This is a genomic window from Diaphorobacter ruginosibacter (assembly GCF_014395975.1).
GTDB lineage: Bacteria > Pseudomonadota > Gammaproteobacteria > Burkholderiales > Burkholderiaceae_C > Diaphorobacter_A > Diaphorobacter_A ruginosibacter.
Genome location: NZ_CP060714.1, coordinates 2,137,279 through 2,155,198 on the forward strand (window position 1 = coordinate 2,137,279; position 17,920 = coordinate 2,155,198).

Here is a 17,920-nt window from a genome sequence, read left to right on the forward strand (position 1 = left end):
TCGGGCTGCACATGAAGCAATTCAGGTGCCCGAGCGGTTCCTTTGGTGCAAGGCGAGTGCGTGGATTGCCGGGAAGTCGAATTGGTCCAGCAGATCTCGAACCTGTGCAAGAAAGGGCGCGAGTGCCGCTTCGTTGGCGTGGAGCTCGATCCAGGCCTCGATATCGGTGAGGCGGCCGTGAAGTGCCAGGTTGGCGAGCTCGTCCAGGGCCGACGCTGAAGGGATTGCATCGCGGAGAAGGGTGGATGGGGGCGTGCGGCTGGTGACCCTTGCTCGTGTTGGTGCTATGCGGGGCCAGCTGGCATTGGATGTATCGATGACCGCGACAGACAACACAAACGAGAATGTGGTGCCCTGGCCGGGGGTGCTGGCCACGCCAAGGCTGCTTCCCATGGCCGAGAGAATGCGCTGCGCGATGAACAGACCCAGGCCGGTGCTACCGCTTGCGGCCTGTATCTGCTGGAACGCCCCGAAGATGTCGACGTCCTGGTTCAGATCGATGCCTATTCCCGTATCGCTGACGGCGAAGTGCAGGGCGCACGTATTTCCGTCGGGTCGCGCCGTGACGGACAAGGTCACGGTGCCGCCGCGCGTGAACTTGGCGGCATTGGAAAGCAGGTTCAGCAGGACCTGTTGGAGGCGCTTCCCATCGAGGCCGATATGACGAGGCATGCGGGTGGAAGTGCAGCAGCGAAAGCGGTTGTCGTGCTGTGAACACAGAGCAATGGCGTAGTCCGAGATGTCGTCGAGCAGCCGGTGCAGGTCGGTGATGGCGGGTTTGATGGCCAGCGGCTGCAGCTCGGACTTGGCGTACTCGAGCAGCTCGTCGATCAGGTCAAGCTGGTACTTGACGCTGCGCTCGATGGTCTGCAACAGGTTGCGCTGTTCCAGCGGTGCATCGGCGAGCAGGAGCTTGGAATAACCGCTGATCGTTGCCAGTGGCGCGCGCAGGTCGTGGCTGATGTAGCCCAGCACTTCCACTTTCTGGCGTTCCTTGTTCTTCGCATCGGTAAGGGCTGCGTATAGATTGGCGCTCAGGGACGACGCATGCATATTGCTGAATGCAAACGCGTAGTCAATGTGGATCAGCATGATGCCAAAGGCCAGCATGGTCTGGAAGTTGCCTGACGCCAGAAAATCCTGCGGCACGGGAAAAAACGGGGTGCCAGCGATTCGTGCGCAATGGAATACGAGGAACAGCAGCGTGACGACAACAACTTCCGGATTGACCGCCTTGTTCCGCTCCCGGGCTGTTGCAACCAGGGTTTGAAAGGTCATGCACATGATCAGAATCTGCGCGCTGCTGTACACATACACGCGCGCCGAGGTGTCATATGCGAGGTAGGTGTAGTAGGCCAGCCCTGCGGCTTCCAGGCACAGCATTACCAGCATCCAGGGCAGCCACGATCTTCGTCGCTTGAAGAACAGGCAGATTCCGATATAGAACAGGACGGAACTCAGCGTGGTACTGATATTGGCCGTGAGGATGGTAAGAACGTCTGGAATCCTGCCCCGCAAGGCAATCAACAGGGAGCCGATTCCGAATGCCAGGAATCCCAAACTCCAGTAAATGAGGTAGCGTACTTTCTCCCTGCTCCACAAGACCAGCATGCCGATGAAAAGGGCGAACTCGACCAATGCGCTGAAGACGGCGGCGGTGGCCAGGTTCAGATGCATTGCGGATGCCTCACGGGATGGATGAGATAGGGGGAGAGATGTGCAGCGCTGCGAATGCCTTTGGCATGCACGAAATGGCAGAGGGAAGCAACAGGCGACAGCTCTTTGCGGGTTAGGTCAGAAATATTCATCACCCCATGCCCCGCTCTTTGCGTAGCAGACGCTTACTTGAACCTGGTGGTAATCAGCTGCTTCAGGATTTCAGGGTTTGCCTGGTACTCGCTGCGTAGCTGCGTCGGCGACTTTTCCCAGAACTTCTTGAACTCGGTGGAAAAGTTGGCGGGGTTGGAGTAGCCGACTTCCATCGCGACATCGGCGATGCTCAACGTGCTCTGGCCCAGCATCAATGCGGCCCTGTGCATGCGCTCCTGACGGATGAACTCGAATGCCGAGATGCCATTGAAGGCCTCGAAAACCATATTCAGCCGGCGCAGCGATATTCCGAGATGCGCTGCGACATCCGAGCTTTTCAATGAAGGGTCATGGATATGGTGCAATATGAATTCCACCGCCACTTGCTTCAAGGTAGAGTTGGCAGGAGATGGACCTGTTGTGGCTGCATCATTATCCTGGGAGTCGCCTTCATCTGCAGTTTTTGTGGCTGATGAATTCTTTCTTGTGGAAAGCTCCAGGTGAATACGTGCTCTCTCAAGTATTTCCTCGACATGAAAGGGCTTGCTGATGTAATCTACGCCACCCGCTCTCAACCCTTCCAGTCGCTCGTTTTTGTCCGTCATGGCGGAAAGAAAGAGAATGGGGATGTGCTGGGTAATGGGATTTGCCTTCAACAAACGGGCAATCGTAATGCCACTGCGTCCGGGCATGCGGACATCCAGCAGAATCAAATCGGGCAGTAATACGGTGGCCCGTGCATATCCCTGATCGCCATTCAGTGCCACGCTCACCCGATATGAGGTATTGCGCAGGGCCGTCACTAATAGACGAAGCTGATCCGGATCGTCATCCACTATCAATATGTGTGGCGACTGAACTTCACCGTTGTTCATATGTTCTTTTGCCCCTAACGCGCTCTCGGCGGTGATGAATTGTCACATATCCAAGAAGGCTTTGAGGAAGCGCATACAGGCTGCCTGCTTTCCACGCCGGGCATCCCCCAGCAGCTTGACAGGGGGGACTCAACACCTGCGAACAAGCCCGCAAGAGAGGCTGTCCGCCAGGACTCTGGCATGAGGGGCGCGCTAAGTTGTTGATTCTTTGTGGGTCGACTCTAGGCTATCAAGAACATTTCGATACTAACGACAAGTACTGGTGCATCATGATGAATTTTATTTATCTAGATATGTTGGTTGGTAGTTGAAATGTTATTTTGTTTTTATTGTTTTGATTTTGGTTTTTTCGCTTCATCTGTGGTTTAAAAATTAATTGTTGCGAAATTGCAACGGTTTATCCATGTTGTACAAAAGGGCACCCGAGTCGACGCACCTTAAATTCTTGTCGAGAGGAATGCCGGCACTTTGTGGAGCATCACTGATCTGCCGTTGGAACTGGAATGAATTCTGGATAAAACCAAAGAAAAAATGAATTAATCAAAGTTGGTTGCTTTCCGGGCGACTATTCCTCCATTGGGTGCACTTTGTGAAAATTATTCTGTTTTATCTCTGGAGTTGGTTTGGCTCGGATTAAAGCGCGCCAGCGCTACCTATGATTGGCAGCAAGAGTGGTTTTACGGCCTATCGCACCGTGCAAATTATTGATTTTCTTCGTCGATTGCATTAATTCAAATGATTTTTAAAAAATGCAAATAAAGAAGATTTGCAACATCTGTACAAATCTCGCTGGAAATATTTCTGTCTTTGCCTGTGTGCTGGCATCGGCGCGAGTCGGCATGTGGAGCAGCAACCTGAGGTTTGGAAAATGGCAAATGTGTCTCGGATGAAAGTGACAATGGATGGGCGAGAGGCGCGCGGGCGGAACCGCCTGCCAAGTGTTTTGAGGGTGGTGCCGGCTGCGCTGCTGGCTTTGTGCGCAGTCGAGGGTGCGCAGGCTGCTCAACTCACTTGTGGCCCAGGCAGTACACCGCTGAGAATCAGTACGGCCAAGGCTACGTGGTCCACGGACGCACGCTACGTCAGCGCACCGACAGGTGCACCGGCAGCCATCGTGGACGACTACGCGTGGCGCGGCTGGTTCAAGAAGGCCACGGCCAAGCATCCTGCCAGTGCAGGCGCTCTCGCTGGACAGCCTGTACAGGGCGATTGGTTGTCGTTCGGTGACGCGGAGTATCCCGACTCGGCTGCAGGAAACACGGGCACGGGGACCTATCCCGCCGTCATCACCGATGGCGTGGTTGCCAACGGCGCGCTGGTGGCCCGAAGAGTCTCCTTTACCTACAACGAGAAAATCACCATTGCTCCGAATGTTGATCTGTCGAGCATCAAGTTGATTGGTTCGGGTGGATTTGACGACGGGACGTTGTTGCTTGTAAAGCCTGACGCAACGCCCGATGCATCGGTCACCAACTGGATTCGTACCTCCGCTTCCTTTGGTGGTTATGGTTCGCCTTCTCTTATCAATGTGAACGGCGCCAGCACCGGAATGGGTTTCTATTACGGAGACAACACCATCGGCTTTGCTGTGGAGAACACGGGGCGGGCCCCCACCAACAGTGCCGGCAATCCCACCGGGTTGCTCGCAGATTTCCAGATCACCGCGGACTGCCTGCCTGAGTTGCCGCCGGCACCCACTCCGGCAACCACTGCGCTGAGCTGTCCCGCCGGGAAGCTGCCGGGTGACGAGTTTGAAATCGGCCCGTTCACCACCAATGCGCGTGACTGGAAGTGGACCTGGCGCACCAGCACTCCCACGCCCCGCGTGCTTGAGCAGGTCGAGCAGCCACTGTTCGACAGTTACCAGTACCGCAGCTACTTCAATCCAAATGCACTCCCGGCCGGTCAGCAGACGGCTGCCCGCTGGATCAGTCCCGGCACCACAAGCCCGGGTACGGGCGACCTCCCTGGCGTGCCTTATCCTGCCGCGAGCGGCATGACCAAGTTCGGATATTACGGTGCAGTCTTCACAATGAATCAGCCCATCACGGTGGGTGACACTGTTGATCTGGACAGCATCAAGCTCAAGGGCCGCTTCGGCTTTGACGACACTGGGGACAGCGTGTTCGTGCAGCCTGCAGGCAAGCCGATGTATCAGCCATTCAAGCATCTCCTGCCGGACGGCTATGGTGGCTTCACGAGCTACACCACTGCAGCCATTCCAGGCTTCGAGGTTGGAGAGAACACCATTGGCCTGGTGCTCGATGGCGGCCAGTTCACCAATGACTGCTCCAGTGGCCTATGCGCACTGGGTGCCATTGCGGACTTCACAGTGGTCGCCAAATGCCAGGAACCGCCTCCAGTGGATCCCACCAAGCAGGTCATCAACTTCCGCCAGCCCAACCCCGGCGTGTACTCGGCAACCAATGGGCCTGCGGTGACCTGGAACCCGGTCCCACCCTTGCTCAGCACCGCGGGCCTGCCTGTGACATACACCAGCCTCACGACTTCGGTGTGCACGGTGAATGCCACGACGGGCGCCGTGACCCTGGTGAGTCCTGCTGTTGCCGGCACCTGCACCATCGAGGCGAATGCGGCGGCAGGAACGCGGGTAATTGGCTCGGACACGTACAACGTCGACGCAGCTCCTGCCGTTCAGCGCAGCATGCAGATCACGTTGCTGAAGGATCAGGAGATTACCTTCCTCGATCAGGAGGGTCATGATGTAGCCGATGGTCCGTTCGCCATCGCACCCGCAGCCACCGCGAACTCCGGTCTGCCCGTGACTTACACCAGCTTGACCCCGACGATCTGCACGGTTTCGGGCGGTACGGTGACTCCCAAGCAGGCGGGTACATGCACGATCGCTGCGAACCAGCCAGGCAATGCAGAGTACATCGCAGCAGAGCAGGTGACACGCAACATCGTGTTGACAGGGGCGGTTGTTGTCGCCGCAGCGCCGGTTCCTGTCCTGGACATGGCGGGGCTGAGCCTGCTTGGTCTGCTGAGCGCGGGCATGGGAGCCGTGGCACTGCGCCGCCGCCAGCGCTCGAAGTAAGAGCGGGAAGGGAGACCTCGGAAGGGAGGCCGAGGTGTCCGGGATGACTGACTCCCAGGGGAGCCGACAGATGCTTATTTGCATGTCGGCTCTTTTCATTTGTTTTTTAGATTTCTTAGATCATGAAATAAGAGATGGATTTCTTGGGTTTGCACGTATCTAAAATTGGAAATAGTTAAATAAAAAGGCTGTATCAATAGTTTTTTACTAAGTGTTGCGTTGAAAACACTTTTGATGAAATTTTAGGGGCAATTGGAAAAATCCAAACGACGAAGAAAAAAGACAAAGAAGGGAGGTTTGTAACGTATGTACAAATCCCCTTGGAAGTATTCCCGTCTTGGCTTCATGTGCGACGCCGGTGAGCGAGAGCACGTGGAGCAGCACTCTAAGGTTTGGATATGGCAAATTTGTCTGATGTGAAGGTAGTCACGGGCGATCGTGCTAAGCGTGAGCGGCATGGCAGGTCAAGAGCTCTCAAGGCGTTGCCCGCTGCATTGTTGGCGTGGGCCTGCGGGTAGGAATGGCAAATGCAGCCGTCTATGTACCCGACGACTTTGCCAAGAACGGGGGAAGCAACCTTGAAACCATGGTGATGGTCAAGGATGGCAGCAACCGTGTGGTGATCGGCGGGTTGTTCAACACAGTGGAAGGCCAGGCGGGTTACCAGGGCGTTGCACGCTTCAATGCGGATGACTCGCTGGACACGACGTTCAAGGTGGCTACCGACGAGTTCGTGAAGGCCCTTGCGATCCAGGCAGACGGCAAGATTCTGATTGGTGGCCAGTTCCATTCGGTTCGGCCCACAGGCAGCACCACGGCTACAAGCATCTGGGGCATTGCGCGCTTGAACGCGGACGGTACCTTGGACTCCACCTTCCAGAATGCACCCGCAGGCAAGGTGAAGTCCAATCACAATGTGCGCGGCATCGCAGTGCAACCTGACGGCAAGATCGTCATCGGAGGCTATTTCACGGCCATCGACGGCACGCCCATCAATCGCATTGCGCGCCTGAATGCCAATGGCACGCTGGATACCAGCTTCAACGTGGGAACCGGCTCCAACGGCAACATCGAAGACGTGAAGTTGCAGGCCGATGGCAAGGTCGTGATCTCTGGCTCCTTCACTAGCATTCAGGGTACGGTCATTCGCGGTATTGCGCGATTGAACGCCGACGGCTCGCTTGACACTACCTTCGTTCCAAATGGGGGGGATAACAGTGTCATCAATGGCTCGTATGGTGGCTTGTTCCCTGTCTACCAGCTTGCGATCCAGTCGGACGGCAAGATCGTTGCCAACGGGGGGCCTCTCAACTTTGCGGGAGAAGTCCATCGCGGCGTGGTTCGCCTGAACACCAATGGCACGCCGGACAGCAGCTTCAATCCATTCATCAATGACTGGGGTGCGGCCGTTGCCCTTCAGACAGTGGGCGGCGAAGAAAAGATCGTCGTCGGTGGCAGCTTCACACAGACGGGCCAGCGCGACGTGAGCTCCGGTGCCGTGATCGGAACCGACGCAACGCGCCAGGGAATTGCGCGTTTCAACGCCGACGGTACGGTGGATACCGAATTCGATACCTCCTACAGCTCCAATGCGTGGGTATGGGCCGTGCTGCCCAACAGCGACGGTACGGTGTACATGGGCGGCAAGTTCACCAGCGTGGCCGGCATGGCGCGCCGCGGCATTGCCCGGCTGAAGGAACTGGATCCCACCACACAGGTCATCAACTTTGTGGCACCCGAGCCCGCGGTGTACTCGGCGATCAATGGTGCTTCCGTGGCCTGGAGCCCGACACCGCCGACCACCAGCACCGCCGGCCTTCCCGTGACATACACGGGCTTGACCACATCGGTGTGTACGGTGGATCCAGCTTCCGGTGCGGTGACACTGGTGACCCCCGCGGTCTCGGGTACATGCACGATCGAAGCCAATGCTGCCGCGGGCCAGCAGGTCATCAATGGCATCACCTATCAGGTGAAGGCCGCCACACCTGTCCAACAAAGCATGCAGATCGATGCACCGCCGGACCAAAGCATTGTGTTCCCCGCCCAGACAACGCCCAAGAATGTGGCTGACGGCGGCTTCTCCATCGCTCCGCTGGCCACGGCGAGCTCCGGCTTGCCAGTGAGCTACAGCAGCCTGACCCCCGGCGTGTGCACGGTTTCGGGTACCACCGTGACGCCGTTGACCGGAGGTGTTTGCACGATTGCGGCGAACCAGCCAGGCGGCACGGTCGGCGCCGTGGCCTTCAACGCTGCGGCCCAGCAGACGCAAGACGTCGTCGTACAAAGCGGTCAGACCGTCAACTTCCCGGCGCAGACCCAAGCGGCCCAGTCTGTCGTGATCGGCGGAACCTTCACGATCGCTCCTGTTGCAACGGCATCCTCCGGCCTTCCAGTTGCTTATAGCAGCCTGACACCGGGGGTGTGCACCGTCTCGGGTACGTCGGTACAAGTGCTGGGCAGTGGCACCTGCACGATCGCTGCAGGACAGAACGGCGACACCTATTTCACCGCTGCCGAGCAGGTCAACCAGTCGGTGCAGGTAACCGCGCTGCAACCAGTGGCGCAGCCGGTGCCTACCTTGGGTGCCTGGGCCTTGGGACTGCTCTCTGCCTTGTTGGGCGTGATGGGCCTCCGCCGCCGCAACGCTCTTCAGTGACGCCAGGAGGCTGACTGGCTGCTCACACCCTCGCGAACCCATGTGGCGCGAGGGTGTTCGAGACATCGCTTCGGGTTTGCAACAAAAAAACAGGTACGTGTGGGCGCGTCGCATATTTCTTGCTAGTTGACATTAGGAATTCAAAAATGAAACCAGGGCAATCTTTGTTCAAAACAGCTGCCTGCAATGCAGCAGTGCTTCTTCTCTTGGCGTATGGCGCATCCGCCCATGCGCAGGTTTTTACGGAAGACTTCGGAACCGCTACAGGACGTGTTAACAACAGCTACGTGCCTAGCGGCAATTTCACCTACAAAGCAACCGGTGCCGTTCCCGACGGGCACTACACAATCATGCCGCCGACGAACGTGACTACGTCGACCGGCGATGCTTATTGGGCCGACCTGCCATCGGATCACACGGGTGGCGGTGCCTTGATGGTGCTGAACGCCGGTCCAGCCTTGAACGAGTTCTATGTGCGCGATTTCCAGGTGCAGCCGGGGCACAGCTATCGCATCACTGCCTGGCGGTATGTGGTCAATGGCAACGGCGGAGCCGGGTCCACCAACCCAATCTCCTGGTCGCTGCAAGTGCGTAATCCCACCACCAATGCCACGCTGGTGGAATCGGGAGACCTGCCGAGCACGGTCACGCAAGATTGGTTCGAGTCCACCTATGAGTTCACCGTTCCCGTCGACTGCAAGGCATCTGGAGCAGGTGTTCCGGCCAGGTTGGCACTGACCAACAGGTCTGCAGTCACCGGTGGCAACGACTTCTACATCGATGATATTTCCGTTGCGGACATCACCCCCAACGATGCGCTGGACAAGTTCTGCCCGCTTCCGCAGGCGGATCTCTCCATCACGAAGTCCGATGGTGCAACCACCGTCAAGCCGGGCGACAAGGTGACCTATACGATTGTTGCCAGCAACGCGGGCCCTGACACCGCCACCGGAGCGACAGTCGCGGACACCCTGCCGGCAGCGCTCACTGGCGCGGCATGGACTTGCACGGCAGCCTCGGGTGCTTCCTGTACCGCGAGCGGCACCGGCAACATCAACGATACGGTGACACTGCCTGCGGGTGCCAGCGTGACCTACACGCTGACCGCGACGGTTTCGTCCACGGCGACAGGAACGCTGGCGAACACGGCGTCGGTGACACCTCCCGCAGGAACCGTCGATCCCAACTCCGCCAACAACAGTGCAAGCGATAGCAACACCGTCGCCGGGCCGGTTGCCGGAACCGCGAATCCCGTTCCGACGCTGGGCGAGTGGGCCTTGATCCTGCTGTCCGTGGCGCTGGCCGGTTTCGCTGCGCTGCGTCTGCGTCGCTCTAGCGGAATCTGATGGAGCAGGGCTGCTCGGTCGGTTGGCCTGACGTCAGGACCGATCAACCGGGCAGCACCTGGGTGCTTTGACTGAGGTTTGTATCGCCGCCGGAAAAGTCCCGAAGGGATTGCCTTGACGAGGCGCCAGGTTGCGATGTGTTGGGTTTCCTATTTGTTCCGTCTACGAAAGCAGAACCATGCTGTTGAGTCTGTCCTCCATGTATTCACCGAAGCATTCTTCCTTGCGGCGTGAAGAAAGGGCTTCCTTCAGAAGGAACACATTGGCGATTGCATTGGGGATGGTGCTTGCAGGCAGTGGACATGCTGCCATTACATGGACCGGTGCCAATTCATCGAATTTTGGAGATTCAGGTAATTGGAACCCAGCCCATTCTGGAACAGGGTTCAGTAGCTCGGTCTACATCAATGGTGCGGGTACCCCTCCGCTGTTGGAGGCGTTGGGGGCCACCAACTGGCTGGATTTCGCTGATGAATTGCTGGTGGGCTCGGGCAGCGGTGCCAATGGCAGCCTTGGCATGGCAGTTAACCCTGCTGAGAGTCTCTTGAATATCACATTCAGCGCGCCTGCGGGCGCTCTGGCTCCATTGTTCCGTATCGGTGATGCAGGAGGAACCGGGACGACTGACATTGATTTGATGACTCCTCCGCTGAACCCCCAGACATATCCACGGGTCTTTGTGAATATGGGGGGACTTGGGGTTGGAACCGAAGGTACGGGTGTCCTGACTGTCAGAGGTACGGGGATTGCCTCCGATCCCATTTCCGGAAACGATCCCAATCTGGTTGGATTTGTGCAATCACAGCGCAGTGGCCTGATTGGCCAAGGCGCCGGAGGCAACGGTACGCTGAACCTGGATGGTGCCGGGCTGATCTATGCGTACCCCCCGGCAAGCGCATCAGACATCGTCGATGGCATTCCCACACTTGCCGTGGGCGTTGGCGGCGGAACGGGGAAGGTCGACATTCTTCATGGCGGCAAGCTGGGAGCTGCCGATGGGTCTGACGCCAATCCAACCGTCTCTGCCACCCCAGCCTTGACGCGTGGCTTCATTGGCAAAGACGGCGGCGTGGGTGTTGTCAGCATGCACGACCCGGCTGCCGGTGCGCGCAATATTGCGCAATTCTCCAATGGGTTGGTTGTGGGGTCTGGAAGCGGGCGAGGCACGCTGGACGTATTGGGTGCAGGCAAGGTGTCGGTAAGCAACGGGGCCACGTCCGCTGCTTGTCTGAATGCCGCGCCCGCACCTGCACCATTGCAGATTGGCGGCTCGGGGGTGGGGCTGGTCAGGATGAGCGGTGGTGATGCAGATCTTCTGGTGAGCGGCCACTACATCATGGGTGAAGATCCATCACTGAACCTGCAAAGTAATGTTCACGACCACCACATCGGGAAAATTCAGATCGGCAATGACGGAGTGTTGGTGACTGCCGATCAGGCTTCGGTCAAGGTTGGCGCTGCGCAAATCTGGAACTTCCAGGGGTGGGATAGCGGGGGTATCCCGCTCACATACGAAACCTACGGCATCGGCCCCATCGATGTGGATGGAACAGGGCAGATCTACTACGGATCGGAAACCGCCACTCCCTCGGCTCCGGGCAGCATCCAGGCTTCCCACATCCAGTTGACAACCCCCACCAGCGCGCTGCACTTCAACCATACTGGCAGCAATCTCAGTTTCGATGTTCCACTCAAGGGCGTGGGCCGGCTGGTGCAGGAGTCAGGAACAACCACGATGGCGCAGGTGCCTGCCTTGCCAGCGTTTCCTGCGGAAAGCGGTTGCGCTCCAACCATTGACCACCCCATCAACCAGCAGGCCTTTACCGGACCGGTCGAGGTGAACGCGGGAACCCTGGTGCTGCCGACAAACGATGTCCTGAGCAACGCCCAATCGTTCACGGTGGCTGGCGGAACCCTGATGCAGGGGGGCACGAGCCAGACCCTGAACCAGGTGACCTTGGGGGCCAATGGCACCTTGCAACTGACGGACAGCGGCCAGAGCACCAGCGACATCGCCAGGGCCAGCAGCTGGAGCGGCGGTGGCGCGGTGCTGCTCGACACGGTGCTGGGGGCCTGCGGCAGCGCCAGCGACAAGCTGGTCATCACCGGAGCCATCACGGGCGAGACCCGGCTGAAGATCACCAATGCGAGCGGGCCCGGAGCGGCAACCAGTGGCTGCGACGGCATTCTCGTCGTGGATGCGGCCGGTGCCAGCGGCGCAGGCACCTTCGTGCTCGATGGCGGGCCCATCACGCAAGGCGGATTCCAGTACCAGCTGGTGAAGGCGGGCAACGGCAACTGGTACCTGCAGGCCACCGAGGCACCGGGGCAGATCGTCATCCAGCAGACGGTGACACCCTCCGGCGGCGCTCCGGCATTCACCGGCAGCATTCCCTTCACGCTGAACTGCACGACGCCCAGCTACCAGTACAGCGGCAACATCACCGTGACCAACAACGTGGGCAACTCGGCTCCGGTCACTGTGGCGGCGGGCAGCCAGTGTTCCGTCGTGCAAGGCTCCCCGATGCCCGCGGTGACGGGCTACCAGTGGAGTGCTGCCACCTACGGTCCTTCGGGTACGGCCATGCCCGTGGGAGGTTTGCAGACGCTGACCATGTCCAACAACTTGACCAGGAGCGGCAGCGGTGGCCCCGGCGACGGCGGAGGTACTCCGGGTTCGGGCAACGCCGTGCCGGTTCCCGCGCTGGGCGCCGGAGGGCTGGGCGCGCTTGCGGGCCTGATGATGGCCGCCGCGGCATTCGTCGGCCGCCGGCGCCAGCAGGCCCGGGCCTGACCATGGACGTGACGTGCCGATCCCTGCGCGCCTTGCGGGTACGCGGGGATCGCGCAGAATAGAGGTGTCGGCCATGGGGCCAGCTTGTGCCTGGGCTTATCGCTTCGAGCAGCGCCTGCCAGGAAAAGAATCCCGAAAAAAATAATGCTTCCCATGGAATAAATTGCGGTCCGTGGCTGTTTACCGTAGGTCAACTCAACGAAAGCACCTATGTTCCGCATGACTTCCCTGGCTCTTCTTTCCTCGACCTTGCTCGCCGCGTGCGCAATGTCGTCCGCTCCTTCGGGCGCTGCCAAGGCTCCGGCCACCACCATGGATGGTGTGCTGGTCGGACCCAACCAGATGACGCTGTACGTGTTCGACAAGGATGCTGCCGGTTCGGGCAAGAGCGTCTGCAATGGCGGCTGCGCCGCGAACTGGCCGCCGCTTGCGGCGCAGAAGGGTGCGGTTGCCGCTGCCGACTGGAGCGTCATCACGCGCGATGACGGCAGCGCGCAATGGGCCTACAAGGGCCGCCCGCTGTACTACTGGGTCAAGGACGCCAAGCCGGGCGACAAGACAGGCGACGGTTTCCTCAACAATGCGTGGCATGCTGCCAAGCCCTGAGTTCGGCTGAGTGATCCCTGGTGAAGGCTGATTCCGTCATATCCCATATTCCGCGCCTGCGCCGCTATGCGCGGGCGCTGGTGGGGGATGCCGCGCGTGCTGATGACCTGGTGCAGGATACGCTGGAGCGTGCCTGCCAGAAGTGGTCGCTGTGGCGAGCGCCGGCAGCGGGCACGGATGCCGACGAGCACAAGGCGTTGCGCAGCTGGCTGCTCACACTGATGCACAACCTGTATGCCAACCAATGGCGGCAGACAGGTCGTGCACAGACCGTCGACCTGGACGACGTACTGGACATGGGGCACGACCCCACGCCCCAAATGGGTCTCAGGCTCGATCTGGAGCGCGCGCTGGCGCTGCTCACTCCCGCTGCCCGCGAGGTGCTGCTGCTGGTCGGCATGGAGCAGTTCAGCTATGCGGAGGCCGCGGAAATGCTGGGCGTTCCGGTGGGCACGGTCATGTCGCGCCTGGCTCGTGCCCGCGAGCAACTGCGCTGCCTGATGGAAGGTGATGCGGTGCGCGGTGCTTCGCTCAAGGTGGTCAAATGAAGGAAACATCCATGGATACGGGGCGCCCCGACGAATTGACACTCCACGCCTTCATGGATGGTGAGCTGGCGCCCGCACAGGCCGCGGAGGTCGCTGGCTGGCTGGCGGATCATCCCTTCGAGGCGGCACGCGTGGCCGCGTTGCAGGAGCAGAAGTCCATGCTGCAGGCATTGCATGCCGACGTGCTGGACGCGCCCGTACCGTTGAACCTGGCCCGTGCCGTGCGCAGGCCCCGCACGCAATGGCACTGGCCGCATGCGGTGGCTGCGGCGCTGATGCTGGCGGTCGGGGTGGGCATGGGGTATGGCATGGGCGCAAGCCAGGGATTAGGCCTGGGAACGGGCCTGGGCGACAGAACGCAGGGCCAAGGACTGGCCATGACCCGCAATGGAGGAGCGCCCGCGCCGCTGCCCACCTTTGTACGGGATGCCGCCGCAGCCCATGCGGTCTTTGCTCCCGAGCAGCGCCACCCGGTCGAGGTGGCCGCGCAGCAGCAGGAGCATCTCGTGCAATGGTTGTCCAAGCGCCTCGGAGTGAAGCTCACTGCGCCGTCTCTTGATGCCCAGGGATTTCGCTTGATGGGGGGGCGCCTCCTGCCGGGCGAGCAGGGGCAAGCCCGGGCGCAGTTCATGTACGAGGACGCGCACGCCGAGCGCCTGACTCTGTACGTGTCCCTGATGACGGACACCGCCAGAACCGGTACGGCACCCGTCGCCTTCCAGTGGACCGAGGACGGCGCCACACGTGGCTTCTACTGGATCAATGGCGACCGAGGCTATGCGCTGAGCGCAAGCCTGCCGCGCGAGCAACTGCATGTGGTGGCCGAGGCGATCTACAGGCAACTCCAATGAGTGGGGCGGGCTGGGCTGCTTGCGGTTACCAACCCACCATGTATCAGCGCGGAGGTGCTGCGGGGCCGCGGCATTCCGGCGTGTCCGCCGCGTGGCGGAGATAGGCAATGAGATCGCTGCGCTCCCCGGAGTCCGGTATGCCATCGTAGGTCATCGTCGTCCCCGGGACGACTTTCATGGGTTGAGCCAGGAACCGCTCCAGCGTTTTCTCGTCCCAGGTAAGGCCTGAATTTTTCATCGCCGACGAGTAGGCATAGCCGGGCACGCTTCCCGCGCGCCGGCCCACCACGCCACAATGGCGGGGGCCGACACGGTCATAAGCCAAGGCGTGGCAGGCCGCGCAGCGGGCATAGACCTGCTTGCCCGCGAGCACATCCTGCGCTGCGTGTCCGGCTGCCGAAGTCGTCAGGATGCATAGCAGCGCCCATCGTGCAGTACTCATGATACGAACGCGGCAGGCACGGGCACTTCACCCAGCGCATGGCGCAGCACAGCCCAATGCATGGCCTCGTCGCCCAGGATGCTGGCGGCGGCTTTGGACAAATCCCGGTTGGCAAACAGGGGCACCGCTCCCAGATAGGCGCTGACGGCGCCTTGCTCGAGTTGCGCCGCGAAGCGCAGGACGTCCTCCTGCGATTTCAGTTGATTCACGGGGAAGTTGTAGGTGGCCCTGGGAGAGACCGGTTTTCCGCCCAGCTTCTCGATGGTCCTGGCCAATAGTTCCGCATGGGCCTTGTGATGGCCTTGAAAGGTCACGGCGAGGTCCAGCGCCGGACGCTGCAGTAGCCTGCTCTCGGCCCCCAACTGGTAGGCCGCAATGGCCTCGAGCTCTGCACCCAGGGCCGTGTTGAGAATCTGCGTATCTTGTGCGCCACTGCCGTCATTTTTTGCCGCGAGTGCGTCACGGCCCGCCAGAAGGGCGACCGCTGCACCGGAGAGCACGAGTCCCGAACGGCCGAGGAAGAGGCGTCTGGCCTCCTGTGGATGGGGGATCTGCAAGAATGACATGGCAAGCTCCTTTGGGTGATGAGCACCGGACTCAGGGGCCGGAGGCTTCCGGGCCATGGCTGGTACCTGCCCATTGGATGAGGCGGTGCCCGGCTACGTTCCTGCCCTTCCGTCCACCGGGGCTGGCGTTCTGTGACCGCGGGAACGGCAAGGCGGGATACAGCATCCAATGGTGAAAAGGGGGCAGACATGCAAAACGGGCAATCCTTGCACCACGACGTGTTGGCGGCCGACGCGCCGGATCTGGAACTGGCCTTTCGCGCGTCGGCAGGAGATACCGTGGCTTTCGAGGCCATCATGCGACGCCACAATCGTCTGCTATTCCGCACTGCACGCGCCATACTCAAGAGCGATGCGGACGCGGAGGATGCACTGCAGCAGGCCTATCCGCGTGCCTGGCAGGCGCTTGGTGATTTCAGGGCGGACGCGAGGTTGTCCACCTGGCTGGTGCGCATTGTCGTCAACGAGGCGCTTGGACACCTGAGACGTCGCCCACTGAGGCTTGTGCCTCTGGATTCCGCCATCTCATCGACCGAAGGGGGTGATCAGAACTGGCTGCACGACGACAGGGACCATGGTCCCGATCGCGCCGCCATGCGTTCGGAACTGCGGCGGATCATGGAGGCTCGCATCGATAGGCTGCCCGACGACTTTCGCAGCGTTTTCATGCTGCGCGCCGTGGAGGAGATGAGCGTGGAGGAGGTGTCTCAGATGCTGGAGATTCCGGAGGCCACCGTGCGCACCCGCTTCTTTCGTGCCCGGAGCCTGCTGCGCGAAGGGCTTTCTCTGGATATGGACATGGCCCTGGCGGACGCATTTGCGTTCGGTGGGGCGCGATGCAGTCGCGTCGTGGCGGCGGTACAGGCACGGCTGGCATCCCACTGATGCGTGCTCTGCGATGGCCGTGTGTCGGCGCCGACCAGCACATCGCGCTTTTCGAAACGGTTGCAGCCACAATACCCGCATTCCCCGGCACGAGCCGCCCATTTCGCGGCAGGCATGGCGCCGGGCAAGCGAGCTGACATGTCCCTGTTGATACAAGAAATTCCCGCTGCAGACGCTCCCATGGAGCTGTTGCTGATTGCAGATCCGTCCGAGCAAAAAGTTCGCTCCTATCTCTCCGAATCCCGGTGCTTCGTTGCGTCCAGCGACGGTGTGCTGGTGGGGGCCTGTGTCGTCCAGCCACTCGGGGAGGACGCATATGAGCTGATGAGCATTGCCGTCGAGCCCGGTCGCCAGAAGTCCGGGCATGGCACGGCCCTGCTGAAGTGGGTTGTCGATTTCTTCCGCGAGGAGGGGGCGCAGCGGATGGAGGTGGGCACCGGCTCGTTCGGCCACCAACTGGCGTTCTACCAACGGCAGGGATTCAGGGTGACCCGCATCGACCATGATTTCTTTGTGAAAAACTACCCCGAGCCCATCTTCGAGGAAGGGATTCAGCTCGTTGACATGCTGCGGCTGACGCGGGAGTATGCGGGCCGTCCAGCCTGACCACGTCCTTTGATGCTGCAGCCTCGACCGCCATTGCAGAGGGCATGAGAACGTGTGGAGTCCTCCTGGACTCTTCAGGCAGGCGCGAGCCGGGAAAGCGCGCCCGTGATCATCATTCTCATGCCCATGTCGAATTCCGCCTCCATTTCAGCGACTTCCGCGGCAAAGTCCGACTCCATGACCAATTCCTGGCGGGCTGCGGCATAGACCGAATCAGCAGCGGCAAATCCGTGGAACGCAACGGTCGCCACCAGCCAGCGGGCCTCATCCTTTGAAAGACCGTAGGCGCGCGCCACCTTGCCCTGGTGCGCATCGATCTTCTCGAGCATGGCGGGCGTGGCGACCAGTCGGCGAATCACGTAGGGCGTCACGCCCGGGTGGACCCGCACGAACTCGCGCACCGAGGCGGTGAACTCGACCAGGTATTCCTCCAGCCTCGCGCGTCCCTTGCCCATGGGCGGCGTGAACTCCCAGCGACTGAAGATTTCCTCGGCAACCAGATGCTTGAGTTCGGCAAGGCTGGGCACATGCTTGTAGAGCGCCATGTGGCTCACTCCCAGCGCTGCCGCCACGCCCACGAATGTGATGTTCGGAATCCCGATCTCGATGCCTGCGTCGGCGATGCGCTCACGCGTGATGGTGCGCGGACGCCCGCGTGCCGAGGGCTGCTTTTTCTGGTTCATGTTCTCTCCGTGTGGACGCCTATTGTCCTGCAGACAGTAGGCCTGTCTGCTTCGAAACGTTGGTGTGGATGAATTAGTTTAGTATGATGCAACTAATTCGTATTTTCATTCCCAGGGGTTCACGCAAAAGTTCGTGCAACCCGCGGTGACCCGGATGCCATTTGCGCCCAGGTCACTGCAGCGGAAGGGAAA

General features: G+C 60.3%; 14 protein-coding genes. 9 read left to right on the forward strand and 5 right to left on the reverse strand.

All coding sequences use genetic code 11. The features are described 5' to 3' along the window. Positions 1–21: 21 nt before the first annotated feature. On the reverse strand, positions 22–1,677 hold the full coding sequence (locus H9K76_RS09730; protein WP_187599913.1) for a sensor histidine kinase: 1,656 nt from the start codon (positions 1,675–1,677) through the stop codon (positions 22–24). A gap of 164 nt (positions 1,678–1,841) precedes the next feature. Then, the gene (locus H9K76_RS09735) at positions 1,842–2,684 is read right to left on the reverse strand and encodes a response regulator transcription factor (protein ID WP_187599914.1); all 843 of its coding nucleotides are present in this window, start codon (positions 2,682–2,684) and stop codon (positions 1,842–1,844) included. 766 nt (positions 2,685–3,450) lie between these two features. On the opposite strand from H9K76_RS09735, the gene H9K76_RS09740 reads away from it, so the two are divergent. The 7 genes from H9K76_RS09740 to H9K76_RS09770 all read left to right on the forward strand — a co-directional run bounded on the left by H9K76_RS09740 (position 3,451) and on the right by H9K76_RS09770 (position 14,546). Then, positions 3,451–5,742 (forward strand): hypothetical protein, encoded by a 2,292-nt coding sequence (locus H9K76_RS09740; protein WP_187599915.1) that lies wholly within the window; start codon positions 3,451–3,453, stop codon positions 5,740–5,742. A 520-nt stretch (positions 5,743–6,262) separates the two neighbouring features. Beyond that, positions 6,263–8,401, forward strand: coding sequence for an IPTL-CTERM sorting domain-containing protein (locus H9K76_RS09745; RefSeq protein WP_187599917.1), 2,139 nt, complete (start codon positions 6,263–6,265; stop codon positions 8,399–8,401). 146 nt (positions 8,402–8,547) lie between these two features. After that, positions 8,548–9,747: an IPTL-CTERM sorting domain-containing protein gene (locus tag H9K76_RS09750; RefSeq protein ID WP_187600564.1), complete on the forward strand. Its 1,200-nt coding sequence runs from the start codon at positions 8,548–8,550 to the stop codon at positions 9,745–9,747. A gap of 793 nt (positions 9,748–10,540) precedes the next feature. Further along, the gene (locus H9K76_RS09755; RefSeq protein WP_187599919.1) at positions 10,541–12,541 is read left to right on the forward strand and encodes an autotransporter outer membrane beta-barrel domain-containing protein; all 2,001 of its coding nucleotides are present in this window, start codon (positions 10,541–10,543) and stop codon (positions 12,539–12,541) included. 210 nt (positions 12,542–12,751) lie between these two features. Further along, positions 12,752–13,147, forward strand: a complete 396-nt coding sequence (locus H9K76_RS09760; protein ID WP_187599921.1) for a COG4315 family predicted lipoprotein — start codon at positions 12,752–12,754, stop codon at positions 13,145–13,147. A 20-nt stretch (positions 13,148–13,167) separates the two neighbouring features. Further along, a complete protein-coding gene (locus tag H9K76_RS09765) occupies positions 13,168–13,695 on the forward strand; it encodes an RNA polymerase sigma factor (protein WP_187599922.1) in 528 nt (175 codons plus the stop codon). An 11-nt stretch (positions 13,696–13,706) separates the two neighbouring features. After that, on the forward strand, positions 13,707–14,546 hold the full coding sequence (locus tag H9K76_RS09770; RefSeq protein ID WP_187599923.1) for an anti-sigma factor family protein: 840 nt from the start codon (positions 13,707–13,709) through the stop codon (positions 14,544–14,546). Between the two features lie 43 nt (positions 14,547–14,589). On the opposite strand, the gene H9K76_RS09775 is transcribed toward H9K76_RS09770, so the two are convergent. Together H9K76_RS09775 and H9K76_RS09780 are read right to left on the reverse strand one after the other, a co-directional pair. Then, positions 14,590–14,988: a c-type cytochrome gene (locus H9K76_RS09775; protein ID WP_187599925.1), complete on the reverse strand. Its 399-nt coding sequence runs from the start codon at positions 14,986–14,988 to the stop codon at positions 14,590–14,592. Continuing rightward, entirely contained in the window at positions 14,985–15,554 is a 570-nt protein-coding gene (locus H9K76_RS09780; protein WP_187599926.1) for a ferritin-like domain-containing protein, read from the reverse strand. Before H9K76_RS09780 ends, H9K76_RS09775 begins: the two co-directional genes overlap by 4 nt. Positions 15,555–15,743: 189 nt before the next feature. Between H9K76_RS09780 and H9K76_RS09785 the strand changes: the two genes are divergently transcribed. Continuing rightward, positions 15,744–16,439 carry an RNA polymerase sigma factor gene (locus H9K76_RS09785; RefSeq protein ID WP_187599928.1) on the forward strand — a complete coding sequence of 232 codons (696 nt, stop codon included), beginning with the start codon at positions 15,744–15,746 and terminating at the stop codon, positions 16,437–16,439. 180 nt (positions 16,440–16,619) lie between these two features. Then, a complete protein-coding gene (locus H9K76_RS09790; RefSeq protein WP_187599930.1) occupies positions 16,620–17,045 on the forward strand; it encodes a GNAT family N-acetyltransferase in 426 nt (141 codons plus the stop codon). Between the two features lie 74 nt (positions 17,046–17,119). Here H9K76_RS09790 and H9K76_RS09795 read toward each other — a convergent pair whose 3' ends face one another. Then, complete coding sequence (locus H9K76_RS09795; RefSeq protein WP_187599931.1) at positions 17,120–17,728, reverse strand: TetR/AcrR family transcriptional regulator; 609 nt, start codon at positions 17,726–17,728, stop codon at positions 17,120–17,122. Between the last annotated feature and the right edge of the window lie 192 nt (positions 17,729–17,920).

Bases quoted from the DNA above. Each gene is read 5' to 3' on its own strand.
- H9K76_RS09750 (WP_187600564.1), top strand. From the start codon at position 8,548: ATGAAACCAGGGCAATCTTTGTTCAAAACAGCTGCCTGCAATGCAGCA.
- H9K76_RS09735 (WP_187599914.1), bottom strand. From the start codon at position 2,684: ATGAACAACGGTGAAGTTCAGTCGCCACACATATTGATAGTGGATGAC.
- H9K76_RS09745 (WP_187599917.1), top strand. From the start codon at position 6,263: ATGGCAAATGCAGCCGTCTATGTACCCGACGACTTTGCCAAGAACGGG.
- H9K76_RS09780 (WP_187599926.1), bottom strand. From the start codon at position 15,554: ATGTCATTCTTGCAGATCCCCCATCCACAGGAGGCCAGACGCCTCTTC.
- H9K76_RS09770 (WP_187599923.1), top strand. From the start codon at position 13,707: ATGGATACGGGGCGCCCCGACGAATTGACACTCCACGCCTTCATGGAT.
- H9K76_RS09730 (WP_187599913.1), bottom strand. From the start codon at position 1,677: ATGCATCTGAACCTGGCCACCGCCGCCGTCTTCAGCGCATTGGTCGAG.
- H9K76_RS09760 (WP_187599921.1), top strand. From the start codon at position 12,752: ATGTTCCGCATGACTTCCCTGGCTCTTCTTTCCTCGACCTTGCTCGCC.
- H9K76_RS09795 (WP_187599931.1), bottom strand. From the start codon at position 17,728: ATGAACCAGAAAAAGCAGCCCTCGGCACGCGGGCGTCCGCGCACCATC.
- H9K76_RS09785 (WP_187599928.1), top strand. From the start codon at position 15,744: ATGCAAAACGGGCAATCCTTGCACCACGACGTGTTGGCGGCCGACGCG.
- H9K76_RS09775 (WP_187599925.1), bottom strand. From the start codon at position 14,988: ATGAGTACTGCACGATGGGCGCTGCTATGCATCCTGACGACTTCGGCA.
- H9K76_RS09790 (WP_187599930.1), top strand. From the start codon at position 16,620: ATGGAGCTGTTGCTGATTGCAGATCCGTCCGAGCAAAAAGTTCGCTCC.